Annotated in this window: 23 protein-coding genes; 14 read left to right on the forward strand and 9 right to left on the reverse strand. The window is 73.0% G+C overall.

The features are described 5' to 3' along the window. Window positions 1–50: 50 nt before the first annotated feature. Together AB0M03_RS32180 and AB0M03_RS32185 are read left to right on the forward strand one after the other, a co-directional pair. Window positions 51–1,064, forward strand: coding sequence for a hypothetical protein (locus tag AB0M03_RS32180; protein WP_363498043.1), 1,014 nt, complete (start codon window positions 51–53; stop codon window positions 1,062–1,064). Window positions 1,065–1,376: 312 nt separating this feature from the next. Next, on the forward strand, window positions 1,377–2,117 hold the full coding sequence (locus AB0M03_RS32185; protein WP_363498046.1) for a hypothetical protein: 741 nt from the start codon (window positions 1,377–1,379) through the stop codon (window positions 2,115–2,117). Window positions 2,118–2,186: 69 nt separating this feature from the next. On the opposite strand, the gene dapC is transcribed toward AB0M03_RS32185, so the two are convergent. Beyond that, complete coding sequence (gene dapC / locus AB0M03_RS32190; protein ID WP_363498049.1) at window positions 2,187–3,332, reverse strand: succinyldiaminopimelate transaminase; 1,146 nt, start codon at window positions 3,330–3,332, stop codon at window positions 2,187–2,189. A 26-nt stretch (window positions 3,333–3,358) separates the two neighbouring features. After that, entirely contained in the window at window positions 3,359–3,685 is a 327-nt protein-coding gene (fdxA, locus tag AB0M03_RS32195; protein WP_030275917.1) for a ferredoxin, read from the reverse strand. Between the two features lie 214 nt (window positions 3,686–3,899). Here fdxA and AB0M03_RS32200 point away from each other — a divergent pair, with 214 nt between their 5' ends. Together AB0M03_RS32200 and AB0M03_RS32205 are read left to right on the forward strand one after the other, a co-directional pair. Then, entirely contained in the window at window positions 3,900–4,829 is a 930-nt protein-coding gene (locus tag AB0M03_RS32200) for a GNAT family N-acetyltransferase (protein WP_363498052.1), read from the forward strand. A gap of 37 nt (window positions 4,830–4,866) precedes the next feature. Continuing rightward, window positions 4,867–5,739, forward strand: a complete 873-nt coding sequence (locus tag AB0M03_RS32205; RefSeq protein WP_363498055.1) for a transglutaminase-like domain-containing protein — start codon at window positions 4,867–4,869, stop codon at window positions 5,737–5,739. 18 nt (window positions 5,740–5,757) lie between these two features. Here AB0M03_RS32205 and AB0M03_RS32210 read toward each other — a convergent pair whose 3' ends face one another. The 5 genes from AB0M03_RS32210 to AB0M03_RS32230 form a co-directional block, all read right to left on the reverse strand. After that, entirely contained in the window at window positions 5,758–6,363 is a 606-nt protein-coding gene (locus AB0M03_RS32210) for a response regulator transcription factor (RefSeq protein WP_363498058.1), read from the reverse strand. Beyond that, entirely contained in the window at window positions 6,360–7,601 is a 1,242-nt protein-coding gene (locus tag AB0M03_RS32215; protein WP_363498061.1) for a histidine kinase, read from the reverse strand. Before AB0M03_RS32215 ends, AB0M03_RS32210 begins: the two co-directional genes overlap by 4 nt. A gap of 8 nt (window positions 7,602–7,609) precedes the next feature. Beyond that, complete coding sequence (locus tag AB0M03_RS32220) at window positions 7,610–8,332, reverse strand: ABC transporter permease (protein WP_363498064.1); 723 nt, start codon at window positions 8,330–8,332, stop codon at window positions 7,610–7,612. Next, the gene (locus AB0M03_RS32225) at window positions 8,329–9,294 is read right to left on the reverse strand and encodes an ABC transporter ATP-binding protein (protein WP_363498067.1); all 966 of its coding nucleotides are present in this window, start codon (window positions 9,292–9,294) and stop codon (window positions 8,329–8,331) included. Before AB0M03_RS32225 ends, AB0M03_RS32220 begins: the two co-directional genes overlap by 4 nt. Before the next feature lie 126 nt (window positions 9,295–9,420). Beyond that, window positions 9,421–11,547: a prolyl oligopeptidase family serine peptidase gene (locus tag AB0M03_RS32230; RefSeq protein WP_363498069.1), complete on the reverse strand. Its 2,127-nt coding sequence runs from the start codon at window positions 11,545–11,547 to the stop codon at window positions 9,421–9,423. 299 nt (window positions 11,548–11,846) lie between these two features. Here AB0M03_RS32230 and AB0M03_RS32235 point away from each other — a divergent pair, with 299 nt between their 5' ends. The 10 genes from AB0M03_RS32235 to AB0M03_RS32280 all read left to right on the forward strand — a co-directional run bounded on the left by AB0M03_RS32235 (window position 11,847) and on the right by AB0M03_RS32280 (window position 25,000). Continuing rightward, window positions 11,847–12,041, forward strand: coding sequence for a DUF2304 family protein (locus tag AB0M03_RS32235; RefSeq protein WP_030275935.1), 195 nt, complete (start codon window positions 11,847–11,849; stop codon window positions 12,039–12,041). Between the two features lie 65 nt (window positions 12,042–12,106). Beyond that, window positions 12,107–12,994, forward strand: a complete 888-nt coding sequence (gene mshB / locus AB0M03_RS32240) for an N-acetyl-1-D-myo-inositol-2-amino-2-deoxy-alpha-D-glucopyranoside deacetylase (RefSeq protein ID WP_363498072.1) — start codon at window positions 12,107–12,109, stop codon at window positions 12,992–12,994. Beyond that, complete coding sequence (locus tag AB0M03_RS32245) at window positions 12,991–13,446, forward strand: DUF6113 family protein (RefSeq protein ID WP_363498075.1); 456 nt, start codon at window positions 12,991–12,993, stop codon at window positions 13,444–13,446. Before mshB ends, AB0M03_RS32245 begins: the two co-directional genes overlap by 4 nt. 320 nt (window positions 13,447–13,766) lie before the next feature. After that, window positions 13,767–16,193: a peptidoglycan binding domain-containing protein gene (locus tag AB0M03_RS32250; protein ID WP_363498078.1), complete on the forward strand. Its 2,427-nt coding sequence runs from the start codon at window positions 13,767–13,769 to the stop codon at window positions 16,191–16,193. Between the two features lie 306 nt (window positions 16,194–16,499). Beyond that, entirely contained in the window at window positions 16,500–18,224 is a 1,725-nt protein-coding gene (locus tag AB0M03_RS32255; protein WP_363498081.1) for an ABC transporter family substrate-binding protein, read from the forward strand. A 488-nt stretch (window positions 18,225–18,712) separates the two neighbouring features. Beyond that, window positions 18,713–19,756, forward strand: coding sequence for an ABC transporter permease (locus tag AB0M03_RS32260; RefSeq protein ID WP_363498083.1), 1,044 nt, complete (start codon window positions 18,713–18,715; stop codon window positions 19,754–19,756). Window positions 19,757–19,859: 103 nt separating this feature from the next. Further along, the gene (locus AB0M03_RS32265; RefSeq protein WP_363498086.1) at window positions 19,860–21,629 is read left to right on the forward strand and encodes an ABC transporter substrate-binding protein; all 1,770 of its coding nucleotides are present in this window, start codon (window positions 19,860–19,862) and stop codon (window positions 21,627–21,629) included. A gap of 140 nt (window positions 21,630–21,769) precedes the next feature. After that, complete coding sequence (locus AB0M03_RS32270; RefSeq protein ID WP_363498089.1) at window positions 21,770–22,756, forward strand: ABC transporter permease; 987 nt, start codon at window positions 21,770–21,772, stop codon at window positions 22,754–22,756. Window positions 22,757–22,821: 65 nt separating this feature from the next. Next, window positions 22,822–23,892, forward strand: a complete 1,071-nt coding sequence (locus tag AB0M03_RS32275; RefSeq protein WP_363498092.1) for an ABC transporter ATP-binding protein — start codon at window positions 22,822–22,824, stop codon at window positions 23,890–23,892. A 19-nt stretch (window positions 23,893–23,911) separates the two neighbouring features. Continuing rightward, window positions 23,912–25,000, forward strand: coding sequence for a dipeptide ABC transporter ATP-binding protein (locus AB0M03_RS32280; RefSeq protein ID WP_363498095.1), 1,089 nt, complete (start codon window positions 23,912–23,914; stop codon window positions 24,998–25,000). Window positions 25,001–25,081: 81 nt separating this feature from the next. On the opposite strand, the gene AB0M03_RS32285 is transcribed toward AB0M03_RS32280, so the two are convergent. Further along, a complete protein-coding gene (locus AB0M03_RS32285; RefSeq protein ID WP_363498098.1) occupies window positions 25,082–26,185 on the reverse strand; it encodes a dipeptide ABC transporter ATP-binding protein in 1,104 nt (367 codons plus the stop codon). Further along, on the reverse strand, window positions 26,175–26,558 hold a 384-nt coding region (locus AB0M03_RS32290), incomplete at its 5' end, for an oligopeptide/dipeptide ABC transporter ATP-binding protein (RefSeq protein WP_363498101.1). The genes AB0M03_RS32285 and AB0M03_RS32290, both read right to left, overlap by 11 nt.

Here is a 26,558-nt window from a genome sequence, read left to right on the forward strand (position 1 = left end):
AGTGGGTACGGTGTGCGCGAACGCGAGCGAGAGGGGCGGCGGTGGCCGGGATGGGGGAGGGCGGACCGGTCGGCTCCGCGGTGTCGGCGCGCCGGCGGCGGCCGCGGCTGCTGCGCCGGATGCTGATCGGCCTGGTGGCCCTGGCGCTGGTCGCCGGGCTGGTGCTGTACCTGAACCGGGAGAAGCTGGTCGTGCCGCCGGAGGGCTGCCGGATCACCACGGCGGCCGGCACCGGCACGCTGGACCTCGCGCAGGCCGCCAACGCCTCGACGATCACCGCGGTGGCGATGTCCCGCGGCCTGCCCGAGCGGGCGGTGACGATCGCGCTGGCGACGGCCATGCAGGAGTCCAAGATCCACAACCTGGACGGCGGCGACCGCGACTCGGTGGGCCTGTTCCAGCAGCGCCCGTCGCAGGGCTGGGGCACGGTCGAGCAGATCAAGGACCCGGTGTACGCCACCAACAAGTTCCTGGACGGCCTGGTGAAGGTCCAGGGGTACGCCCGGATGCCGCTGACGGACGCCGCCCAGCAGGTGCAGAAGAGCGGATACCCGCAGGCGTACGCCAAGCACGAGTCGAACGCGACCCTGGTCTCCTCCGCGCTGACCGGCCGAGAGCCGGCCGCGCTGAACTGCGTGGTGCACGACCTCGCGGAGCCCGCGGCGGCGGCCGCCGCCTCCGGTTCGGCCTCGCCGTCGCCGTCCGCCTCGCCCTCGGGTGCCGCACAGCGCCCGGTGGACGTCGCGGAGCGGGTCCGCCGGGAGTTCGGCCGGATGGTGTCGGTGACCCCGGCGGCGAAGGCGCCCGAGGACGAGCGCACGGTGCTGGCGCTGGGTCCGCAGGCGTCCGCGTCGACCGACTCCGGCGCGGAGGGGCAGCGGCAGTCCGGCTGGGCGGTGGCCCAGTGGGCGGTGGCGCACGCGCAGGAGCTCGGGATCGGCGCGGTGGCGTACGACGGCCGGGTGTGGCGCTTCGACCGGCCCTCGGACGGCTGGCAGGCGAAGGCGGAGGGCTCCTCCTCGGCGCAGGTGATGGTCACCCTCGGTGCCCGCCGCGCGAAGTGACGGCGCGTTGACGAACCCGTGAGCGGGCGTCGGCCCGGCGGGTGACACCGGTCAACCCCGGGTGGACTCCGTACACATCCGGGCGGGCGCGCCGCCCGCGCCGGCCGGAGTGCGGCTTCGGCCCGGCACGGCAAGGGGAGCGACGGTTCCCGGGCCACCCCGGCGAGGGAAGCGATGTCCGGAATGCCGGAAAGAGGATCGTCCGATCTTTGCCTGCCCTTTACCTTCGCGGGGCGAAACCTTCCCGGCTCCCGAGCGGTATTCACGTCGTCCGCCCGCCGGACGGCCATGTCCTCTCGCCTTAGGAGCACCATGTCTCACCCCCTCACGCGCCGGATCGCCCAGGCCGCACTGCTCGTCGCGGCCGGCGCGACCCCCCTGATCGCGGCCGGCTCCGCCTCGGCCGCCGACCTGGTGCCGCAGGGGACCGACCTGGGATCCGGCCTGACCCAGCTCGACTCCCCCTCCGACACCGTGCAGGGCGCCGCCCACGAGCTCGGCCAGTCCGCCGGCGCCACCGGTGCCGCCACCGTCGCCACCGGCGTCCCGGCCGCGAGCGACGCCGCCGGCCACACCGCGGCCTCCGCCCTGCCCGACGCCGACAAGGCCCTCGGCCCGGTCAGCAACACGGCCGGCAAGACCGCCGCCGTCACCGGCACCCTCACCACCGTGGCCGGCCGGATGGCGCCCGCCGTGGTCGACAAGGCGGGCCCGACGGTGGCCGAGAAGGTGCTGCCCGCGGTGCCCGGCACCCGCAGCACCCGCGCCGGCTCCTCGCCGCTCTCCACCGTCACCGGCGCCCTGCCCACCGGCGGCCTGCCCACCAGCACCCTGACCGGCGCCCTGCCCACCGGCGGCATCCCGCAGGCGCTGCACGGCTCGGACACCCTGGGCACCCTGACCGGCTCCCCGGCCGCGGCCAACCGCCTCGGCGGCGTGCCCTCGCTGGGCTCCAACCCGGCCGACCTGCTCGGCAGCACCCCGCTCGGCGGCGTCCTCGGCGGCACCCCGCTCGGCGGTCTGCTCGGCGGCATCGGCGGCGGCATCGGCTGACCGCGGCCCCGCCGCACGCAGAAGGGCCGGCCCCGCTCGGGGGCCGGCCCTTCGTACGTCGCAGGGGCGTCAGCCGCCGAGGCGCTCCACGGCGGCGGCGACCCGCTCGTCGGTGGCGGTGAACGCCACCCGCACGTGCTGCTCGCCGGCCGGCCCGTAGAAGTCCCCGGGCGCCACCAGGATGCCCAGCTCCGCGAGCTCGGCCACCGTCTCCCAGCACGGCCGGCCCCGGGTCGCCCACAGGTAGAGGCTGGCCTCGGAGTGCTCGATGGTGAAGCCGTACGCCTCCAGGGCGCCGCGCAGTGCGGCGCGCCGGGCCGCGTACCGGGCCCGCTGCTCGGCCACGTGCGCGTCGTCGGCGAGCGCGGCCGCGGTGGCCGCCTGCACCGGCGCGGGCACGATCATGCCGCCGTGCTTGCGGATCTCCAGCAGCTCCCGGACGACCACCTCGTCGCCCGCCACGAAGGAGGCGCGGTAGCCGGCCAGGTTGGACCGCTTGGAGAGCGAGTGGACGGCCAGCAGGCCCTCGTACGAGCCGCCGCACACCTCGGGGTGCAGCACCGACACCGGCTCGGCCTCCCAGCCGAGCTCCAGGTAGCACTCGTCGCTGACCAGCAGCGCGCCGTGCTCGCGGGCCCATGCGACCGCGCGGCGCAGCGCGTCCGCGCCGAGCACCCGGCCGGTCGGGTTGGACGGCGAGTTCAGCCAGAGCAGCCGCACCCGGGAGCCGTCGAGCTCGGCGACGTCGTCGTAGGCCACCGGCTCGGAGCCGCAGAGCCGCGCCCCCACCTCGTACGTCGGATACGCCAGGCGCGGGTAGGCGACCTGGTCGCCGGGGCCGAGGCCGAGCTGGCCGGGCAGCCAGGCCACCAGCTCCTTGGAGCCGACGGTCGGCAGCACCGCCTGCGGGCCGATCTGCGCGCCGCAGCGGCGGTTCAGCCAGCCGGCGATCGCCTCGCGCAGCTCCGGCGGGCCCCAGACGGTCGGATAGCCCGGGGTGTCGGTGCTGGCGGCCAGCGCCTTCTGGATCAGCTCGGGCACCGGGTCGACCGGGGTGCCGACCGAGAAGTCGCACAGCCCGCCGGGGTGCGCGAGTGCGGTCCGCTTGTACGGCTCCAGCCGGTCCCACGGGAAGACCGGCAGCAGCTCGGATACGCGGCGCGCCGCCCCCGGGTGTCCCGGGAACGGCGCGCGCGCGGTGTGATGGGTGCTCACGACTCAGTTGTCACCGATCAGTGTCGTCAGTGGTCGGCGTTCTGCGGCGGCAGGGCCGCGATGAACGGGTGGTCCTTCTCGATCAGGCCGAGCTTCGAGGCACCACCGGGCGAACCGAGGTCGTCGAAGAACTCGACGTTCGCCTTGTAGTAGTCCTTCCACTCCTCCGGAGTGTCGTCCTCGTAGAAGATCGCCTCGACCGGGCAGACCGGCTCGCACGCGCCGCAGTCGACACACTCATCCGGGTGGATGTAGAGGGAGCGCTCCCCCTCGTAGATGCAGTCAACCGGGCACTCTTCGATGCACGCCTTGTCCTTGACGTCGACACAAGGCTGCGCGATGACGTAGGTCACGCTGTCGTTCCTCCTCGGAAGGGCTGGCGGCCCAAACTGTTTGCTTGCGTGCGCGGGTGAGCGCGGCGTCGTCGATGCCCGCCCCTAGTATCGCGGGTCGGAGACCGCAAATGCACAGGAGGTGCCCTCGATGGCGGACAGAGCCCCCGCGACGGACCGTCCGGAGGTCCGGCTCGACCGCTCTGACGTGGGACGACGCGTGTCAGTGCGGCGCGTGTCGGAGCTGGTCGGGGGCCGTCCGGTGTTCCGCGATGTGATCGGCGTGCTCGCATCCTGGGACGACGAGGGCATCTCCGTGGTGCCGCGCAGCGGCGAGCCCGTGGTGTTCGCCGAGGACCTGCTGGTCGCGGGCAAGCCGGTGCCGCCCTTCCCGGCGCGGCGGGCCCCGATGCCGGAGGCCGACCCGGTCTCGCTCCAGCGGATCGCCGCCCGCAGCTGGCCCGCCGTCGAGCAGGAGCCGATGGGCGAGTGGGTGCTCCGCGCCTCCGCGGGCTTCACCCGGCGGGCCAACTCCGTCCAGGCGCTCGGCGACCCCGGCCGCCCGCTGCCGCAGGCCCTGGAGGAGATCCGCGACTGGTACGCGGCGCGCGGGCTGCCCGCCTACGTCGAGGTGGTCCGGCCCGGCTCGCCGGCCGACCTCGCCGCCGAGCTCGACCGGCTCGGCGCCGGGTACGCCGAGACGCTGGTGCGCACCGCGCCGCTGGCCCCGCTCGCCCGGGCCGCCGCCGGCCACGAGCGGGTCCGGCTGTCGCGCACCGCGGACGCCCGCTGGATGGCCCGCTACCGCCGGGTGAGCGCCGACACCGCGGTCGAGCGCGCCGCCGCCCGGGTGCTGCACGGCGGCCCCTCGGTCTGGTTCGCCACCGTGCCCGGCCCGGCGGGCGGCGCCCCGCTGGCGATCGGCCGGCTGGCCGTCGACGGGCCGTGGGCCTGCTTCGGCGCCATAGAGGTCGACCCGGAGGCCCGTCGCTCGGGGCTGGCCACCACGGTGATGGCCGTCCTGGCCGCACGGGCCGCCGAGGAGGGGGCGACCGGCGCGTACCTGCAGGTCGAGGCGGAGAACGGCGGCGCCGTCGCCCTCTACGACCGGCTGGGCTTCACCACAAGTCACACTTACCACTACGCCCGGCTTCCCGAGCGGTAGCGTTCACCTCGCCACTTCTGTACCGACGAAGGCCGCTGTGACCGAGCAGAGCAGAACCCGCTTCCGCACCGAGGCCCGGGCCGAGCGCCCCGATCCAGTGCTGCTGTGCCTGCTCGCGGCCGCCGAGCACCCGCTCGGCAGCACGCCCGGCGACCCGGCGCCGCCGCCCACCCTGGACGAACTGCTCACCGGCTGCCAGGCCGCCCTGGACCGGCACGCGGCCGCCGTCCGCAAGGCGGTGGCCGAGCGCCGGCCGGCCGGGCCGGAGGAGACGGCGGCGCTGCTGGCCGCGGTGCTCGGCGGCCGGGAACGCTTCCACGGCCGCAAGGCGGACTACCGGCGGCTGGAGTCCTCGTTGCTGCCCGAGGTGCTGCGCCGGCGCCGCGGCCTGCCGATCATGCTCTCGCTGGTCTGGATCGGCGTCGCCGCGCGGGCCGGCATCACGGTGCACGGGATCGCGCTGCCGGGCCACTTCATCGTCGCGGTCGGCGGCCCGGCCGGCGGGAACGACTACGTGCTGGCCGACCCGTTCCACGGCGGGCGGCTGCTCGACCTCGACGACACGGCCGCACTGGTCGCCGCCGCCGGGCACACCTTCACGCCCGAACTCCTCACCCCCGCACAGCCGCTGGACATCGTGCTGCGGGTGCTCGGCAACATCCGCAGCTGGGCCGCGGACCGGCCCGAGCACGCCCGCACCCAGCTGTGGGCCACCGAACTCGCCCTGCTGCTCCCCCGGCACCCGGCGCAGCTGCGCCTGGAGCGCGCCGAACTCCTCGTCCGCACCGGCGACTTCCTGGCCGGTGCACGGGAGATGGAGGAGTACGCGCGGATCCTGGACGCCTTCGACCCGGAGTCCGCGGCGAAGGTCAGGCAGGACGCGAGGGCGGCCCGGCACCGGCTCAACTGAGGCCGGTCCGCCGCTCGTTCACAGCCAGCCCTTCTCCCTGGCGACCCGCACGGCCTCGGCCCGGTTGCGGGCGCCGGTCTTCTGGATCGCCATCGACAGGTAGTTGCGGACGGTGCCCTCGGACAGGTGCAGCCGCCCGGCGATGTCCGCGTTGACCGAGCCGTCGGCCGCGGCGGCCAGTACGTCGAGCTCCCGCCCGGTCAGCGGGTTGGCGCCCTCGGCGAGGGCGGCGGCGGCCAGCGTCGGGTCGATGACCCGCTCGCCGCGCAGCACCCGGCGGATCGCCTCGGCCAGTTCGGCGGCCGGGGCGTCCTTCACCAGGAAGGCGTCCGCGCCGAGTTCCATGGCCCGCCGCAGGTAGCCCGGGCGGCCGAAGGTGGTGGCGATCACCACCTTGGTGTCCGGGCGGCGTCTGCGCAGCTCCCCGGCGGCCTCGATGCCGGTCATCCCGGGCATCTCGATGTCCAGCACGGCGACGTCCACCTCGTGGGCGGCGGCCGCGTCCACGACCTCGTCACCCCGCCCGACCTGGGCGACCACCTCGATGTCCCCTTCGAGGCCCAGCAGGGCGGCGAGCGCCTCCCGCACCATCCCCTGGTCCTCGGCCAGCAGCACGCGAATCATTCGCGCACACTATCGGCCCCGGCCGCCGCCGGGACGGCCCGCAGCGGCACGGACGCCCGGAGCCGGAAGCCGCGGCCGCGCGGGCCGGGGCCGGTCTCCAGCCGGCCGCCGACCAGGGCGAGCCGCTCGGCGAGGCCGGAGAGCCCGTTGCCGGGGCCGGACTTGCCGGGGCCGCGGCCGTCGTCGGCGACCTCCAGGACGGCGTACCGCCGGCCGTCGTCCTCCCAGACCTCGTCCATGGTCACGGTGCAGGCGGTGGCGTCGGTGCCGTGCCGGACGATGTTGGTGACGGCCTCGCGCAGCGCCCAGGCGAGTGCGCCGGCCTCCTCGCCGTCCAGGCCGGGGCGGGCGTCGGTCAGGCCGGGGGCGGCCTCCAGGGTGATCCTCGCGGTGGTCAGCGCCGTGCGGGCGGCGGCGAGTTCGACCGGCAGGGTGGGTCGGCGGAAGCCGCTGACCGCCTCCCGGACGTCGATCAGCGACTGCCGGGCGACGCTCTCGATGTCGGCGACCTGGCCGCGCGCCTCGTCCTGCTTGCCGGCGTCCATGAACCGTCCGGCGAGCTCGCTCTTGATGGTGATCAGGGACAGCGAGTGGCCGAGCAGGTCGTGCAGGTCGCGGGCGAGCCGCAGCCGCTCCTCGGAGGCGGCCAGGTGGGCCACCGCGGCCCTGGCCTCGCGCAGCTCCTGCATGGTGGAGATCAGCCGCTGCAGGCCGGTCATCGCGAGCCCGGAGAGGAAGCACGGCACCACGATCGCGACCAGCGTGTCGTGGTCGGCGTGCACCAGCAGGCCGACCACCAGGGCCAGCGCGGTGGCCGCGGCCACACCGGCCACGCTGAACCGGGCGGGCAGCACCACCGCGATGCACACCGAGGCGTAGGTGAACAGGGTCAGCCAGGCCTCGCCGAGCGCGAAGGAGGTGGTGACCGCCAGCACCACCATCACCGCGGCGATCACGTAGTGGCCCTGCCAGCCGGCCGGCCTGGTCGAGCGGAGGGCCACCAGCGACAGGTAGCAGGTCAGGTAGACGGCGAGCGCCGCCCAGCCGAGCGCGGTCGCTGCGGTGCCGTGGTGTCCGTCCAGCAGGTCCTTGACCGGATAGACCAGGTAGACCGCCCAGAGCGACATCCAGCAGAGCTTCACCAGCAGTTGCCGCCGGCTCTCGACCTTCGCCCCGGGGATGTTCCGGAAGGAGACGCCGGACTCCGCCGGCCTGCCGCGCACGTCCTGGTCGACCATGCCTGCCATCATGCCGCTCGGGTGTCGCGGCGGTACAGGACGGCCGCCGCGGCCACGAAGAGGACCAGGAAGGCGGCCAGCCCGCCGACCGCCGCGGTGTCCACCCCGTGCCCGGGCTGCACGAAGGAGGCCAGCCGGTTGTACAGGTAGACCGGGTCGAAGCGGGCGACGGCCTCCAGCGAGTCGCCGACCGGGAACCAGGTGCCGCCGAGCAGCGCCATCAGCATGTAGACGATCATGACCACGGGCTGGACGGCGTCCGGAGGGGCGGCGTAGCCGAGCGCCACCCCGAGCGCCGCGAAGACGAAGCTGCCCAGCCACAGCACCGCCGCCAGGCCGAGCCACTGCCCGGCCGACAGCCGGACGCCCTCGACCGCGCCGATCGCGAAGACCACCAGGATCGCCGGCAGCGTGGTCACCGCACACGCGGCGATCTTGCCGAGGGTGTGGGCCCGGCCGGGCAGCGCGGTCAGCCGCAGCTGCCGCACCCAACCGCTGCGGCGCTCCAGCGAGATCCGCTGCGCCGAACCGGTCAGCACCGCGCCGACCGCCCCGAAGGTGGCCATCGACACCATGAAGTACGCCTTCGCCGGGACCCCGCCGGCCACGTCGCCGCCGCCGTACGCGCTGACGAAGAAGACGTACAGCAGCGCCGGGTAGAGCACGGTGAACAGCACGTACCGCTTGTTGCGCAGGGTGCGCAGGATCTCCAGCCGGATCAGGGTGGTCATCGTGCGCTCTCCTTCGCGGGGGCGGGCGCCTCGTCCAGGGCGGCCCGCTCGGTGATGGTCAGGAAGGCCTGCTCCAGGCCGAGGCCGGTGACCTCCAGACCGCGCGGGTGCAGCCCGGCGCGGTAGACGGCGGCCACGCAGGCGTCGGCATCGGTGGCGCGGATGCGCACGGTGCGCACCCCGCCCGTCCGGCCGCCGAGCTCCAGGGCGGCGACGCCGGGCAGGGCGCGCAGCAGGGACTCGTCGGCGGGGCCGTCCTCCGGGTGCAGTTCGAAGCCGATCCGGCGGGCGCCGGCCCGGGCCTTGATCTCGGCGGAGGTGCCGTCGGCGATCAGCCGGCCCTTGTGCAGCACCAGCACCCGGTCGGCGACCGAGTCGGCCTCCTCCAGGTAGTGGGTGGCGAAGAGAACGGTGCGGCCGGCCGCGGCCTGGGCCCGCACGGTCGACCAGAAGGCCTGCCGGACGGAGACGTCCATGCCGGTGGTGGGCTCGTCCAGGACGATCAGGTCGCCCGCGCCGGCCACCGCGAGCGCGAAGCGGACCCGCTGCTCCTGGCCGCCGGAGAGCCTGTCGACCCGGCGGTCGGCGATCTCCTCGATGCCGGCCTCGGCCAGCACGGCGTCCACGGCGTGGCCGCGCGGGTGGATGCGGCAGGCGAGGGCGACCAGTTCGCGGACCTTCACCTCGGTCATCAGGCCGCCGCTCTGCAGCATCGCGCCGACCCGGCCGGCCTCGATCGCGGCGCGCGGTGGGCCGCCGAAGAGCTCGACGCTGCCGCTGTCGGGCTCGCGCAGGCCGAGCAGCAGGTCGAGGCTGCTGGACTTGCCCGCGCCGTTCGGCCCGAGCAGTGCGACCGTTTCGCCCGGCCGCAGGACGAGGTCCAGCCCGTCCACCGCCCTGACCCGGCCGTAGCTCTTGCTCGCGTTCCGGAAGGCCGCGACCTCCCCCGTGCCCGTACCCATGACCTGCCGTCCTCTCGACGCCTTCGCTCCGACGTCCCCAGGCTCGCGCGGGCCGGGGTGCGGGCGGCAGTGCGGGCCGTCGTGTCCTCGGCATGACGGATGTCACGCCGAGGACACGGGTGCAGCTCAGAGCCCGAGCGAGCGCTTCAGGAAGTCGACCTGGAGCAGCAGCAGGTTCTCCGCGACCTGCTCCTGCGGGGTCATGTGGGTGACCCCGGAGAGCGGCAGCACGGTGTGCGGCCGGCCGGCGGCCAGCAGCGCGGAGGACAGCCGCAGGGTGTGCGCGGCCACCACGTTGTCGTCGGCCAGGCCGTGGACGACCATCAGCGGCCGCTCCAGCTTCGGCGCGTCCTCGATCAGCGAGTTGGCGTCGTACACCTCCGGGTGCTCCTCGGGGTGGCCGAGGTAGCGCTCGGTGTAGTGGGTGTCGTACAGCCGCCAGTCGGTGACCGGGGCGCCGGCGACGGCCGCGTGGAAGACGTCCGGGCGGCGCAGCACCGCGAGGGCGGACAGGTAGCCGCCGTACGACCACCCGCGGATCGCGACCCGGGCGAGGTCGAGCGGGAACTCCTCGGCGAGTGCGTGCAGCGCGTGCACCTGGTCGTCCAGGGTGATCCCGGCGAAGTCGTGGCGGATCGCCTTCTCCCAGGCGGGGCTGCGCCCGGGGGTGCCGCGGCCGTCCGCGACGACCACGGCGAAGCCCTGGTCGGCGAACCACTGCGAGGTGAGGAACGGGTTGTGCGCCTGCACGACGCGCTGCCCGTGCGGGCCGCCGTACGGGTCCATCAGCACGGGCAGCAGCCCGTCGCGGGCGCGGTCGTAGCCGGTGGGCAGCAGGACGGCGGCCGGGATGCGCCGCTCGCCGGCGAACCGGAAGGCGGGGGTGGCCGTGAGCAGCGGTGCCTCGGCGTGCGAGCCGACGGTGGCGACGGCCTTGCCGTCCACCAGCACCTGGACGAGGGTGCCCGGGCGGTCCGGGGAGGCGGTGGAGAGCACGGTGGTGCCGCCGGCGTGGACGGCGGCCGAGGCGCCGTCGCCGTCCGGGCCGAACGGGGCGGTGCCGTCCCCACCGGCCCGGAACAGGCCGGTCCAGCCCGGCGGGCGGCCGCTGCCGGCGGCGCCCTCGGAGGCGGTGAACAGCACCGCGTCGGCGGTGACGGCGAAGACCGAACGGACGTGCAGTGCGGCATCGGTGACGGGCTGTTCGCCGATCAGCAGGGTGCGGACGCCGCCGGCGTCGGAGATCCGCACCAGCCGGCCGTCCGGGGTCCAGGCGGGCACGCCGTCGTGGAGCTCCAGCCAGGCGTCGTCCTCCTCGGCGACCAGCAGGGCGGTGCTGCCGTCGGCGGTGTCGACGGTGCGGATCTGCTGGCTGCGCTGGTCGCGGGCCTGGACGAGCAGCAGCGGCGGGCCGCCGGCCGACCAGTGCACCCGGGCGAGGTACGGGAAGGCCTCGCGGTCCCAGACCACCTCGGTGCGGGTGCCGTCCAGGTCGACCAGCCACAGGCCGACCTCGGCGTTGGGGGTGCCGGCGGCCGGGTAGGCGACCTCGGCGGGGGCGGTGGCGGGGTTGGCCGGGTCGGCGATCCACCAGCGGCGAACGGGGGTGTCCTCGACCCGGGCGGCGAGCAGCCGGCGGCTGTCGGGCGACCACCAGAAGCCGCGGTCGCGGCCCATCTCCTCCTGGGCGGCGAACTCGGCCTGACCCCAGGTCACCCCGTCGGCCCCGGGCCCGGGCTCGGCGAGGGCGCGGTCGCCGCCGCCGTCGGTGCGGGTGACCCGCAGGGCCCCGGCGGTGGTGGCGTACGCGACGAGGGTGCCGTCCGGTGCCGGGCGGGGGTCCAGCAGCGGGCCCTCGGCGGGCAGTTCGCGGGCGGTGCCGGCGGCGAGGTCGGCGGCGAACAGCCGGCCGGAGAGCGCGAAGGCGGCGAGTGCGCCGGAGGCGTCCAGGGCGTAGCCGACGATCCCGGCGGAGCCCTCGCGGCTGCGCTCGCGGCGGGCCCGCTCGGCCGCGGAGAGGTGCTCCTCGCCGCCGCCGAGCAGCTCGGCGGGGTCGGCGGCGACCTGCTCGGCGCCGGTGGCGGGGTCGAGGGTCCAGAGCCGGTTGGCGCGGTCGCGGCCGGAGCCGGAGCGGAGGAAGACGACCCGTCCGCCGTCGGGTGCGACGGCGAACGAGCGGGGGGCGCCGACGGTGTAGCGCTGGGTGCGCGCGTACTGCCGCGGGAAGGTGTCCGCAGGGGTCTCGGTGGTCATGGCACCTGACCCTACGGCCTGTCCGGGGCGGTGATCACTCGTTCGGAGCAGCGGCCGCCGATCGCTCCGGAAAGCCCGGAACACCCCGTCCCACCGGCCGTTCGGCCGTCCGGAGCACCCTCGCGCCGCCGTTCGAGACCTCACGGTACGTAATACCGGCATCACCGATCGGGTATGTGTTGCTCATCGCGATACGGAGCCGGACCGTCCCGTTCCCTCCCGGCCCCGGATCGAGAGCCCGTCCCGCACGACCCGCCGCCCGCCCCGGGCGGCGCACCCGAGAAGGGGTGTGAGCCGTCATGGCTTTGTCCGTCTCCGCAGCCGTGCTGATGCTGGTCATCGTGGTGGTCCTGGTCCGCCGGTCCGGCCTGAAACTGGCCCATGCGATCATCTGTGCGCTCCTCGGCTTCTACCTGGCCTCCACCTCGATCGCGCCGTCGATCCAGGAGGTCACCAGCAACGTGGCAGGGATGATCAATGGCCTGAAGCTCTGACGGACCTCCGGTCGCCGGTGCCGCGTCAGGCAACCTCCGCCTGATGCGGCACTAGGCTGGCGGCCATGACCGCAGCCTCCGACCGACCGCCCCGCCGCCTGCTCCTGGTGCACGCGCACCCCGACGACGAGTCGATCGTGAACGGAGCCACCATGGCGCGGTACGCCGCCGAGGGCGCCCAGGTCACGCTGGTGACCTGCACCCTCGGCGAGGGCGGTGAGGTGATCCCGCCCGGGCTGGCCCGCCTGACGGCCGATCGGGACGACACCCTGGGCGAACACCGGATCGGCGAGCTGGCCGCGGCGATGCGCGCGGTCGGTGTCGCCGACTTCCGCTTCCTCGGCGGCCCCGGCCGCTACCGCGACTCCGGGATGATGGGCGTCGCCGACAACGAGCACCCCGGCTGCTTCTGGCAGGCCGACGTGGACGAGGCGGCCGGCCACCTGGTCGCGGTGGTCCGCGAGGTGCGGCCGCAGGTGCTGGTCACCTACGACGAGCGCGGCGGCTACGGGCACCCGGACCACATCCAGGCGCACCGGGTGGCGCTGCGCGCCTACGAGCTGGCGGCCGACCCGGCGTACCGGCCGGAGCTGGGCGGGGCCTGGCGGATCGCCAAGGTGTACTACAACCGGATGCCGCGCTCGGTGATCGAGCGGGCCCTGAAGGAGACGGCGCAGGCCGCGGCCTTCCCCGGCACCGCCTCGGTCGGCGACATTCCGGGCGTGGTGGACGACGGGGCGGTGACCGCGGTGGTCGACGGCACCGCGTACGCCGGCGCGAAGGCGGCCGCGATGCGGGCGCACGAGACCCAGATCACCGTGGCGGGCAGCCACTTCGCACTCAGCAACGACCTGGGGCAGCCGCTGCTGGCGACCGAGTACTACCAGCTGGTGCACGGCGAGCCCGGCGGGCCGCTGCCGGAGACGGACCTCTTCGCCGGGGTGGCCGGGTGAAGCCGCAGCAGGTCCTCCTCGGGACGCGGTCGCAGCGGCTGGCCGAGCCGCTGCCGCCGCGCGGCTTCCGGGTGGCCGCCTACGTGGTGCTGTTCCTGCTGGGGGCGGCGGTGGCATTGTGCGGAACCTTCGTGCAGGCCCTGTGGCCGCCCTTCGGCGTGCTGCTGGCCCTCGCCGGGACGCTCGGCGTCTTCTACGGCGGGCTCCGGCTGACCGGGACGAAGCTCGGCGCGGGCATCCCGCTGGCGGGCTGGTTCGCCGTGCTGATGGTCATGATGGCCCCGCGGCCGGAGGGCGACTTCGTGCTCGCGGCCGGGCTGACCTCGTACCTCTACATCTTCGCGGGCGCGGTGGCCGGGGTGGTCTGCGCGACGCTGCCGACCCGGACGGGCTTCGGCCTCGGGGCCCCGGCGGACGATCGGAAACGGCCTGTCAGGGACCCGCACGCATAAGTCGCATAGCGGAATAATCGGACAGATCGGGTTCTTCTGATCCCGGCCGCCGCTCTGCGCTTCCCAGTAAGGTGGTGCCGGTGCGGGTGCCTCCGGTCGTGCGACCGGGGAACGACGGCCCCGGACGCCGCGGATGCCGGGCGGGAGAGTACCTTCGGCCCAATCGCGTGGCGGCGGCGCCGTCTCAGCCAACACGTGAAGAAGCTGGTGTCGGAGGGTTCGTCCGGCCCGCAGCGCGGTGGCTTCCGTGCGCGCGGCGGGACGCCCCACAACCCGCGGCCCCGCCCACGGCGAGGCCGCGAACCCGGAGCAGAGCAGCATTGAGCAGCCGCGAATCTGACAGCGCGTACCCGCAGTCCCGCGGGGGCAACCCCGGCCGCCGCCCGGCGGACGGGGCGGACGCCTACCCTTCGGGCACCCCGCCGTACGGCACCGGCCTGCCGGGCGCCGCCGCCTTCGCGCACGGCCGCAGCGACGACCCCTTCGGCACGGCTTCCCAGGCCGCCGCGGTCGGCGGCCAGGAGGCCCCGGCCGACGACGTCCCGAAGACCGAGACCACCCTCACCACCCGGATGCGGATCAACATCCCCGGCTCCCGGCCGATCCCGCCGATCGTGGTGCGCAGCCCCGTCAAGAACGAGGAGCCCCCGGCGGCCCCGGCGGACGCGGGCGCTCCCCGGCACCGCTCGGAAGGCGGCGGCGGTTCGCCCGTCCTCGGCGTGATGGAGGCCGGCACCGCCTCGGCCCCGCCGAAGCTCCCGCCGGAGTGGCAGGAGGGCGCGCCCGGCGGTCAGGGCGGTCAGGGGCCGCAGGGCGGCCCGAGCGAGTCCGAGTCGACCGGCGCCTGGTTCCGTCCCCGGCAGAGGGGCCGTCAGGACGCCGGGCCCGCCCCGGCGCCCACGGGCGCTCCGGCCGGCGCACCGGCAGGCCGTCCGAACCCGACCCCCCAGCCCGGCCCGGGCGCGGCCCCGCAGCCCGCGGCGGCGTCCGGTGCCCCGCAGGCCGCTCAGCGCGCCACCGCCCCCGGCCCGCGCGCGCCGCAGCCGGGCGAGCAGCGGCCGGCGCCGCGGCCGACCGGCGCTCCGGCCTCGCCGTTCGCCGGCGGGCCCGACGGTGCCCCGCAGGACCCGTTCGCGGCTCCCCAGGACCCGTTCGCAGCCCCGCAGCAGGGCCGTCCGGAGGGTGCCGTGGGCCCGCGCCCGGCCGGCCGCTTCGCGCCGGACCCGTTCGCCGCGCCCGCCGCCGGTGCACCGCGCAGCGCACCGGCGGACCCGTTCGCCGCCCAGGCGCCGGAGAACCCGTTCCGCTCCGGCCCGGCCGACCCGTTCGCGGCCGGCCGCGCGGCCGGCGCCGCCGCGCAGGAGCCCGAGGACACCCAGATCGGCGGTTTCGAGCCGATCCGCGACGACGCGCGTCCGGGCGGCTCGATACCGGGCCTGCCGACCGCCAACCTGTTCGGTTCCGCCCCGCCGGCCACCGGCCCGGCGGCGGACCCGTTCGCCACCTCCCCCGCGACCGATCCGTTCGCCACCTCCCCGGCCGCGGACCCGTTCGGCACCGCCCCGGCCGGCGACCCGTTCGCCGGCAACCCGGCCGCCGCGGCCGGCGACCCGTTCGGCGGAGCGCCGCAGCAGGGCGATCCGTTCACCGCCGGCGGGCCGGGCAACGGCTTCGGCGGCGGATTCGACGGCACCGAGGGCTTCCCGGACGCCGCCCGGAACCGTCCGGCGCCCGCGGCCGAGCGGACGCCCGAGCCCGCCTCCGAGCCGGCCCCGAAGGCCTCCTCCGAGTCGGCGCCCAGGCGGCGCGGCCGCGGCGGCAAGCTGGCCGGCTACGCGGTCGGCGGCCTGCTGTTCGCCGGCGCCGCCGCGTACGGCACCGGGCTGATGCTCAACCAGGCCGACATCCCCAAGGGCACCACGGTCCTCGGCACCGACATCGGCGGCGACACCCGCGACCAGGCGGTGAGCGCCCTCGACGAGTCGGTGGCCAAGACCGGCAAGGAGCCGATCAAACTGAAGCTCGGCGGGCAGTCGCTGAGCCTGGACCCGGCCACCGCCGGCCTGAGCTTCGACACCACGGCGACGGTCGACGGCCTGACCAAGCACAGCTACAACCCGGTCGACGTGATCGGCTCGCTGGCCGGCGGCACCAAGGCGGTCGCGCCGGAGGTCAAGGTCGACCGGGCGAAGCTCAAGGCCGCGCTGGACGAGCTGGCCGCCAAGTCCGGGCAGGGCCTGAAGGAGGGCTACGTCCGGTTCACCGAGACGGGCCAGACCGAGGTCGTGCCGGGCAAGGCCGGGCAGGCCCTGGACTCCGCCGCCGCGGCCGAGGCGGTCGAGGCCGCGTACCGCAGCCGCGCCGCCGGGCAGGACGGCGGCGAGGTCGCCCTGGCCCTGACCGCGGCCCAGCCCAAGGTCGGCGAGGACGTCCTCAAGGCGGCCGCGGCCGAGCTCGGCAAGCAGGTGCTGGCCGGCAACGTGACGCTGAAGGCCGGCGCCAAGAAGTGGGACTTCGGCAAGGTGACGGCCAGCAAGGCGCTGACCCTCGCCCCGGACGCCTCCGGCAAGGTCGTCCTCACCTGGGACCTGGACAAGCTGGACGCCGCCCTCGGCGGCGTCTTCGACAAGTCCAAGACCCGCAAGAACGGCGCCCTGGTCCCGATCACCCCGCAGGACGTCGCGGACGGCATCGCCACCGTGATCGGCAAGAGCGGCAAGGAGCGGGTCTTCACCTTCCCGGCCTGACCACCGCCCCGACCGCCGGCCCGGATCCTGGCCGGACCCAGCAGAGCACGGCCGCGGAGGCCGGGCCCGCCGGCACCCGCCGGTCCGGGCCCGGCCTCCGCGGCGTTCCCTGGCGGTTACTCGCCAGTGGCGGGGCAAAACGGGGCAAGCTCCGCGCCACGACCCCCTGCCGCCCCGCGTTACCAATCCTTGATCGGGACCAGGTCGACAATCCGCGCGCCCGGTCAGCAGGATGTCGCCCCAGCCGAGCCGCCCCATCCCGCGCAGACGGCCACCCCCGCCGCACCGCCCAGCTGGGAGACCCTCGTGACCAGACCCCGGTTCCCGCTCGCCCTGACCGCGTCGGCGGCCGCCCTGGCGCTCGCGCTGTGCGCGTGCTCGGGCAGCGGCGATCCGGACCCGTCCGCGCTCGACGCCGGCACCGCCCGCGTGGCGGACGGCGGCGTCCAGCGGATGACGCAGACCTCGGTCAACCCCAGGCCGCGCTCCGCGCTCCGCCAGGGCGGCACCCTGCAGTGGGCCGTCGACCGGCTGCCCACCCAGTGGAACCCGCTGCACGTCGACGGCACCGAGCCGGCCACCACCGCGGTCATGAAGGCGCTGCTGCCGACCTTCTGGCGCTCCGACGCCGGCGGCACCCAGACCCCCAACCAGGCCTACCTGCTGAGCGCCGTCAGCGAGATGCGCGACGGCCGCCAGACGGTCACCTGGACGCTCAACCCCAAGGCGCACTGGTCCGACGGCACCCCGATCACCTGGCGCGACCTGGCGGCCACCTGGCGGGCCCTGAACGGCTCCGACCCGGACTACCGGACGGCCTCCACGACCGGCTTCGACCGGGTCGAGTCGGTCGTCCGCGGCCGTGACGACCACCAGGCGGTGATGGTCTTCCGGACCCGCTTCTCCGAGTGGCAGGCGATGTTCAACAACGCCGCGGACTGCCCGCTGCTGCCGGCGAAGTACACCGGCACCGCCGAGGAGTTCAACACCGCCTACACCGACCGCATCCCGGCCACCGCGGGCCCCTTCCGGCCGGTCGGGATCGACCGCGCCAAGGGGACGGTGACCCTGGAGGCCGACCCCGGCTGGTGGGGCCAGAAGCCGATGCTGGACCGGATCGTCTTCCGGGTGACCGATCCGGCCGCCACGGCCGACGCCTTCGCCCGGGGCGGCGTCGACTACGCCGACATCGGGCCGGACGCCGCCGCCTACAAGCAGGCCTCGGCCGTCGCCGACGGGGAGATCCGCCAGGCCGGCGGCCCCAACATCCGCGCCCTGGTGCTGAACGGGCGCAGCGAGAAGCTGTCCGACCCGGCCGTGCGGCGGGCGGTGCTGCAGGCGATCGACCGGGAGGCGATCGCCCGCTCCGGGCTCAAGGGCATCAACTGGCCCTACACGCCGATGAACAACCACTTCCTGGTGCCCGGCCAGAACGGCTACCGGGACAACTCGGGCGGGCTGAGCCAGTACGACGTGGACGCGGCCGACGACGCCCTGGAGCAGGCGGGCTGGCCCCGGCCGGGCTTCGCGATGCGCAGCCGGGGCGGCGAGCCGCTGACGCTCCGTCTGGTCGTGCCGGACGCGAGCCCGGTGGCCGCGGCGGAGAGCACGCAGGTCCTGGAGATGCTGGCGCTGGCCGGGATCCAGGTGGACGTGCAGAAGGTGCCCAACGCGGAGTTCCTCGACCGGTACGTGAACCGGCACGACTTCGACCTGACGCTGATCAGCATCTCCGGTACCCCCTTCCCGGCGACGTCGTTGGCCAGTACCTTCCAGCAGGGGGCCGGCGGGAACGTCTCCCAGGTGGGGAGCGAGGCACTGGACCGGGCCATCGCTGACGCAGCGTCGAGCGCGACGGCGAAGGAGGGCTACGAGGCGATCAACCGTGCCGATGCGGAGGCGTGGCGGGTCGCCGGCCTGATACCCCTGTACCAGCGGCCCGCGATCCTCGCGGCCCGGCGGACGGTCGCCAACCTGGGCGCGCCCGGACTGTCCGATCCGGTGTACGAGGACATCGGCTTCCAGAAGTAGCGCAGAAGAATGCACGGCGAATACTCGCCAGTGGCGTGAATTTGCCATCCAAGAGCGGGGGCGAATTGCTCTGCGGCACACCACGGACATGCCCGAAAATTCGACCCGGCTACCGTAAAACGGTAGTGTCCGATTATCGGACGGTTCAACGCGGGCCGCATTTCGCCAAAGAATGCCCAAAACGGACAGCACGTCTACGCGCATCGACAACTGGCCGGCGCCGCCGCTGCGTCCACATATCGGATGCCCATCCAGCACGTTACGGACGCGTGAACAGATTTTGATGGCGTATGTCCGAATATGACCGTCTCATCCGAGCCATGTCAAGGCATTTCGCACTACGAAGTGGTTGATATTGCAGCACGAAGCAAGAAATGGGCATCCGCGGAGTGAGGAACTCTTGACGTTCGATTAACGACTTGCAAGAGTCCGTGCATCCAACTTTTTCTCCTTGCTGCACACAGACCACGGTCGGGAGCTTTAGCACCATGACGACGCCTACCGGGGCCACGACGGACGACGACAGCGTTCTGGTCGGGTCCACGTCGGACCTCGCCGCCAACACCTCGGCCGACGCTCCGTCAGATCCGGGCTTCCGGGGGCTCTCCCCGGGGAAGCTGATGTGGCGTCGTTTCATGCGTGACCGCACCGGTGTGGTCAGCGGCGTGATCGTGCTGACCTTCGTCGTGGTCGCCCTCCTCGCCCCGGTGATCTCGATGGTCTACGGCAAGGACCCGGTCACCCACTACGGCCAGAACGCACCCGACCTGCTGACCGACTCCGGTCTGCCGATGGGCCCCAACGGCGGTATGAGCGGTGACTTCTGGTTCGGCCTCGAGCCGGGCCTGGGCCGCGACCTGTTCATCCTGCTGATCTACGGCATCCGCACCTCGCTGCTGATCGCCTTCGCGGTCTCCCTGCTCACCACCGTCATCGGCGTGGCGCTGGGCATCGCGGCCGGCTACCTCGGCGGCAAGACGGACTACCTCATCGGTCGGGTCATCGACATCCTGATGTCCTTCCCGTCGCAGATCTTCCTGATCGCCACCATGCCGGTGGTCACCGGCCTGCTGGTCGCCAACAACGAGGCGCAGCCGACCTGGCTGTCCTTCACCGCGGTGACGATCGTCCTCTCGCTGCTCGGCTGGATGTCGCTGGCCCGCATCCTGCGCGCCACCACCCTGTCGCTGCGCGAACGCGAGTTCGTCGAGGCGGCGAAGGTGACCGGCGCCTCGCCGGCGCGGATCATCTTCAAGGAGCTGCTCCCCAACCTGTGGACGCCGATCCTGGTGCAGTCGACGCTGGCGCTCCCCGCCTTCGTCACCGCCGAGGCCGGCCTGTCCTACCTGGGTGTCGGTGTCACCGAGCCCACCCCCGACTGGGGCCGCATGATCGCCGACGCGGCCCAGTACCTGCGAACCGACATCACCTTCCTGATCTTCCCCGGTCTGGCGATGGTGCTGTTCGTCCTCGCGTTCAACCTGCTCGGCGACTCCGTCCGGGACGCGTTCGACCCGAAGGCCAACCGCTGACCCCACCGGCGGCGCCGAGCAGCCCCACAGACTCCGGGGGGATGGGCACCCCAGCCCCGGGCACCCAACTGAAATCGCAGACACCTTCCAAGGCAGGATGAAGATGAACGCTCGCAAGTCGCGGCGGCTCGCCGCCGCCATCATGGTGGCCGGGGCCCTGACCGTCACCACCGCGTGCTCCAGCGGCCACACCAACGGCGACGGCGCCGCCTCCGGTGCCTCGAAGGAGCCGGTGAAGGCCGCCAGCATTTCGGTCGGCACCGCCGAGGACTCCAAGGGCCCGGCGGCCGCGGAGCCGAACGCGAAGAAGGGCGGCACGGTCAACATGATCGACCGCGACGACTTCTCGCACCTGGACCCGGCCCAGATCTACATGAACTACAACAGCGAGGTCTCGCTGCTGTTCACCCGTCAGCTGACGGGCTACAAGTACCTGCCGGACGGCACCCAGAAGCTGGTCGGCGACCTCGCCACCGACACCGGCACCACCACCGACGGCGGCAAGACCTGGAAGTTCACGCTGAAGGACGGCGTGAAGTGGCAGGACGGCACCCCGATCACCTCGGCCGACGTCAAGTACTCGATCGAGCGCACCTTCGCCTCCTTCGTGAAGTCGGGCCCGACCTACGTCCAGACCTGGCTCGCCGGTGACAAGTACCGCGAGGCGTACCCCGGTCCGTACGAGGGCAAGAGCCTGGACGCCGTGCAGGCGCCCGACGCCAAGACCGTCGTCTTCACCTTCAAGGACGCCCACCCGGACGCCAACTTCACCCTGGCGATGACGGGTTACGGTGTCGTGCCGAAGGCCCAGGACACCAAGGACGCCTACGACAAGAAGCCGTTCTCGTCCGGTCCGTACCAGATCGCCGAGCACGTCACCGACAAGTCGCTCGACCTGGTCCGCAACCCCAACTGGGACCCGGCCACCGACCCGATCCGGAACGCCTACCCGGACAAGTGGCACATGGAGTTCGGCGTCCAGTCGCAGCAGTCCACCGAGCGCTTCATGGCGGACAACGGTGCCGACAAGCTCGCCTTCAGCTTCCACAACCAGGTCCACCCCAGCTTCATCGACCAGGTCAAGGCCGACGAGAAGCTCAAGCCCCGCACGCTCGAGGGCCTGTCGCCGTACGTGGACTACTACTACATCAACAACACCCGCATCAAGGACCAGAAGGTCCGCGAAGCACTGATCCGGGCGTTCCCGCACCAGCAGACCCGTCAGCTCCAGGGCGGCACCAGCTACGGCGACTACGCCACCACCTACATGAGCCCGACCGTCCTGGGCTACGAGAAGAGCGACGTCTTCGACACGCTCAAGAAGCCGCAGGGTGACCCGGAGGCGGCCAAGAAGCTGCTCACCGAGGCCAACGCGATGGGCCAGACCATCGTCTACGCCTACAACAACACCCCGCTGCAGCAGAAGGTCACCGAGGCGATCCGCGTCGGCCTGGAGGCGGCCGGCTTCAAGTTCGTCCCGAAGCCGCTCGACGCCAAGACCTACTACGACGCCATCGGCCTCGTGAACAACGAGTACGACCTGTACTGGGGCGGCTGGGGCGCCGACTGGCCGACCGGCTACACCTCGCTGCAGCCGGTGTGGGACGGCCGCGCGATCGCGGACGGTGCCTCCAACTACGCGCACCTGAACGACCCGGAGGTCAACGCCGCGATCGACGCCGCGGTCAAGATCGCCGACCCGGTCGAGCAGGGCAAGGCGTGGGCGGCCCTGGACAAGAAGCTCCAGCAGAAGGCCGTCTCCATCCCGGACGTGTACCAGCGCTCGCTGAGCCTGTACGGCTCCGGCCTGGGCGGCGTGAAGTACGACACGCTGTTCGGTCTGCAGTCGCCGCTGAACATCTACGTCAAGTAGTCATCGGCACAATGCAGTAGCCGCGGTGGGGCATCGGCCGAACGGCCGGTGCCCCACCGGTCCGGCCCCCCTCAGCCCTACCCCGCCCCTGCAAGCCACCGCACCCGCAGCCGGCGCCCCGATCAGGAGAGCCCGACCCCATGCTCCGATTCCTAGTCCGCCGATCCCTCGGCGCCCTCGTCATCCTGCTGATCATCAGCATGGTCACCTTCGCGCTCTTCTTCGCCATCCCGGCGGATCCGGCGCGGCTGTTCTGCGGCAAGGTCTGTTCGCCCGAGAACCTCACCCTGATCAAGCACAGCATGGGGCTGGACCAGTCCGTCCCCATGCAGTACTGGAACTGGCTGTCAGGCATCTTCGTCGGCCACACGTACCCGGGCGGCGACGTCCCGCACTGCGACGCGCCGTGCTTCGGCTGGTCCTTCGTCAAGAAGGACATGGTCCTCGACACCCTGATGGACCGCTTCCCGACCACGCTGTCGCTGACCGTCGGCTCGGCCGTGGTCTTCCTGATCTTCGGCATCGGCACCGGCATGCTGGCCGCCCACAAGCAGGGCAAGGCGGCGGACAAGATCGCCAGTGCCGCCTCGCTGGTCGCCACGTCGATGCAGATCTACGTCGCCGGCCCGCTCGCGCTCTGGGCGCTCGTCTACAGCACCGACCTGCTGGACCTGCCCACCTACGTGCCGATCACCGAGGACCCGATCGGCTGGTTCAGCGGCCTGCTCGTGCCGTGGATCGTGCTCTCGCTGATCTGGACGGCCAACTACACCCGTATGACGCGCTCCTCGATGGTCGAGCAGCTCACCGAGGACTACGTCCGCACCGCCCGCGCCAAGGGCATGTCGGGCACCTCGGTCTTCATGCGCTACGCGTGGCGCGGCGCGATGGGCACCATCGTCACCGTCTTCGGCATCGACCTGGGCGTGCTGCTCGGCGGTGCGATCATCACGGAAAGCACGTTCGGCCTGCACGGCCTGGGCGAGCTGGCCATCCGGTCGTTCATCGACTCCGACCTGTCGATGCTGGTCGGTGTGACCATGGTGGCCGCCACCTTCATCGTGATCTTCAACATCGTGGTCGACGCCGTGTACGCCCTGATCGACCCGCGCATCCGCCTGGCCTGACCGGCCGCACCCCTGGCCGAACCAGCCGTTCCCGACCTCACGTACCGCACCGAGGAGCCCAGTCCATGACCACCCAGGCCAAGCCCGAGGAGGCGGCCGCCGGCAGCGGCGGCAGCACCGCCTTCCTCTCAGTCCGCGACCTCTCGGTCCGATTCAGCACCGAGGACGGCGTGGTCCGGGCCGTGGACAACCTCTCCTTCGAGGTGGAACCGGGCACCACGCTCGGCATCGTCGGCGAGTCCGGGTCCGGCAAGTCCGTCACCAACCTGGCGATCCTCGGTCTCCACAACCCGGAGAAGACCGAGATCGACGGCTCGATCAAGCTGGCCGGCCAGGAGCTGGTCGGCGCGTCCACCAAGGAGCTGGAGAAGCTCCGCGGCAAGACGATGTCGATGATCTTCCAGGACCCGCTGACCGCGCTGTCGCCGTTCCACACCATCGGCAAGCAGATCGGCGAGACCTACCGCAAGCACACCGGCGCCTCCAAGAAGGAGGCCCGGGACCGCGCCATCGAGATGCTGACCAAGGTCGGCATCCCGCAGCCGAACGTGCGCGTGGACGACTACCCGCACCAGTTCTCCGGCGGCATGCGCCAGCGCGCGATGATCGCGATGTCGCTGGTCTGCAACCCCAAGCTGGTCATCGCGGACGAGCCGACCACCGCGCTGGACGTCACCGTGCAGGCGCAGATCCTCGACCTGCTCAAGGACCTGCAGCAGGAGATGGGCACCGCCATCATCCTGATCACCCACGACCTCGGCGTGGTCGCCAGCACCGCGCAGAACATCATGGTGATGTACGCGGGCCGCGCGGTGGAGCGGGGCACGGTGCGCGAGGTGCTCAAGACCCCGCAGCACCCGTACACCTGGGGCCTGCTCTCCTCGATGCCGAACCTGACCGGCCCGGTCGACGTCCCGCTGCGGCCGGTGCGCGGCACGCCGCCGAGCCTGATCCACCTGCCGTCCGGCTGCCCGTTCAACCCGCGCTGCGACCACCGCGAGAAGGTCGTCGGCGGAGGCTGCACCACCGAGCGCCCGGCCCTCCTGCCGGAGGCCGGTCACGCCACCGCCTGCCACCTGACGGCGGCCCAGAAGCAGGACATCTTCATCGATCAGATCCAGCCGCGGCTCGGCTGACAGGGACGGGCAGAACACCATGAGCAACGAGCTGACCCTCGACAAGTCCGCGCCGGCCGCACCGGCCTCCGCCGACCCGCTGCTGAGCATCTCCGGCCTGCAGAAGCACTTCCCGGTGATGGACGGCTTCCTGTTCAAGCGCAAGGTCGGCGCCGTCCACGCCGTCGACGGCATCGACCTGACCGTGCACTCCGGCGAGTCGGTCGGCCTGGTCGGCGAGTCCGGCTGCGGCAAGTCGACCACCGGCCGTCTGGTCACCCGCCTGCTGGAGCCCACCGCCGGTTCCATCAGCTACGCGGGCCGCGACATCACGCACGCCTCCCGCAAGGAGCTCGCGCCGATCCGGTCCGAGATCCAGATGATCTTCCAGGACCCGTACTCCTCGCTGAACCCGCGGCACACCGTCGGCTCGATCATCAGCGCGCCGATGGAGATCAACGGGATCAACCCGCCCGGCGGCGTCCAGCGGCGGGTCCAGGAGCTGCTGGAGACCGTCGGCCTCAACCCGGAGCACTACAACCGCTTCCCGCACGAGTTCTCCGGCGGCCAGCGCCAGCGCATCGGCGTGGCCCGGGCGCTGTCGCTCAACCCGAAGCTGATCGTCGCCGACGAGCCGGTCTCCGCCCTGGACGTCTCCATCCAGGCGCAGGTCGTCAACCTGCTGCAGCAGCTGCAGAAGGACCTCGGCATCGCGTTCCTCTTCATCGCGCACGACCTCGCGGTCGTCCGGCACTTCTCGCAGCGGGTCGCGGTCATGTACCTCGGCAAGATCGTGGAGATCGCCGACCGCCAGTCGCTGTACGAGAGCCCGCGGCACCCGTACACCCACGCACTGCTGTCCGCCGTCCCCGAGCCGGACCCGGACGACGCCCGCGAGCGCATCCGCCTCACCGGTGACGTGCCGTCGCCGATCAACCCGCCGTCCGGCTGCCGGTTCCGCACCCGGTGCTGGAAGGCGCAGGAGAAGTGCGCGACCGAGGAGCCGCCGCTGGTGCAGCTCTCCGGCAACCGCGAGGGCCACCTGACCGCCTGCCACTTCCCCGAGGACGCGCCCGAGGCCCCGGCCAAGGCCGCCGTCCCGGAGCAGCGGGACACCAAGCAGCTCTGACGGCCGCAGGGCCGGTACAGCGGCGGCGGGCCCCCTTCCCACCCGTGGTGGAGGGGGCCCGCCGCCGTTTCCGCGTCCGCCCTAGGGTGTGCCGCCCGGCTTCTCCTCGGCCTCCCGCTCCGCCGCGAAGTGGCAGGCGGACTCGTGCGCGGCCCATCCCTCCAGCCACGGGCGGACGGTGAGCAGCGGGATCTCCATGGCGCACTTCTCCTGCGCCTTCCAGCAGCGGGTGCGGAAGCGGCAGCCGGAGGGCGGGTTGGCCGGGGAGGGCACGTCGCCGGTCAGCACGATGCGGTCCCGGTCCTCCCGCGCGGCCGGGTCGGGGACGGGGACGGCGGAGAGCAGCGCCTGGGTGTACGGGTGGGTGGCGTGCTCGTAGATCTCCTCGTCGGAGCCGATCTCGACCATCTTGCCGAGGTACATCACGCCGACCCGGTCGGAGATGTGCCGGACGATCGAGAGGTCGTGGGCGATGAACATGTACGACAGGTTGAAGTCGTTCTGCAGCTGCTCCAGCAGGTTGATCACCTGCGCCTGGACGGAGACGTCGAGGGCGGAGACCGGCTCGTCGCAGATGATGACCTCGGGCTTGAGCGCGAGGCCGCGGGCGATGCCGATGCGCTGGCGCTGGCCGCCGGAGAACTGGTGCGGGTAGCGGTTGATGTACTCCGGGTTGAGGCCCACCACGTCCAGCAGGTCCTGCACCGCCTTGCGGCGGTCGCCCTTCGGCGCCACCTGGGGGTGGATCTCGAAGGGCTCGCCGATGATGTCGCCGACCGTCATGCGGGGGTTCAGCGAGGTGTACGGGTCCTGGAACACCATCTGGATGTTGCGCCGCACGCGATGGAGGGCGGCGCCCGTGAGGTGGGAGATCTCCTCGCCCTTGAACCGCACCGAGCCGCTGGTGGCGGGCTCCAGGTTCATCAGGACCTTGGCGAGGGTCGACTTGCCGCAGCCGGACTCGCCGACGATGCCCAGCGTCTCGCCCTGCATCAGGTCGAAGGAGACGCCGTCGACCGCCTTCACCGCGCCGACCAGTTTCTTGAAGAGGATGCCCTGCGTCAGCGGGAAGTGCTTGACCAGGTCCCGGACCTGCAGGATCGGCTCGCCGCGGGGCACGTCCTTCGCGAAGGCGGCCTCCTGCGGCACCGCGGCGTCCACCGCGCCGGCCCCGTCAGACGTCATGGAGGGTCTCCTTCCAGAAGAAGCAGGCGCTGCCCCGCCCCGGCAGGGGCGTGCCGTCGTCGGCGGTGACATCGAACAGCTCGGGTTCCTCCCGCCGGCAGATGTCCTGGGCCCGGGGGCAGCGCGGGTTGAAGGCGCAGCCCTTGGGGATCCGCAGCAGGTTGGGCGGGAGCCCCTTGATCGCGTACAGCTCCTGGCCCTTCTGGTCCAGGCGCGGGATGGAGTCGAGCAGGCCGCGGCTGTAGGGGTGCGCCGGGCTCTTGTAGAGCTGGTCGACCGGGGCGGTCTCGACGATCCGGCCCGCGTACATCACGGCGATCTTGTCGGCCACGTCGGCGACCACGCCGAGGTCGTGGGTGATCAGGATCAGGCC

The organism is Kitasatospora sp. NPDC051914 (genome assembly GCF_040680995.1).
In the GTDB taxonomy this organism is placed as follows: Bacteria; Actinomycetota; Actinomycetes; order Streptomycetales; family Streptomycetaceae; genus Kitasatospora.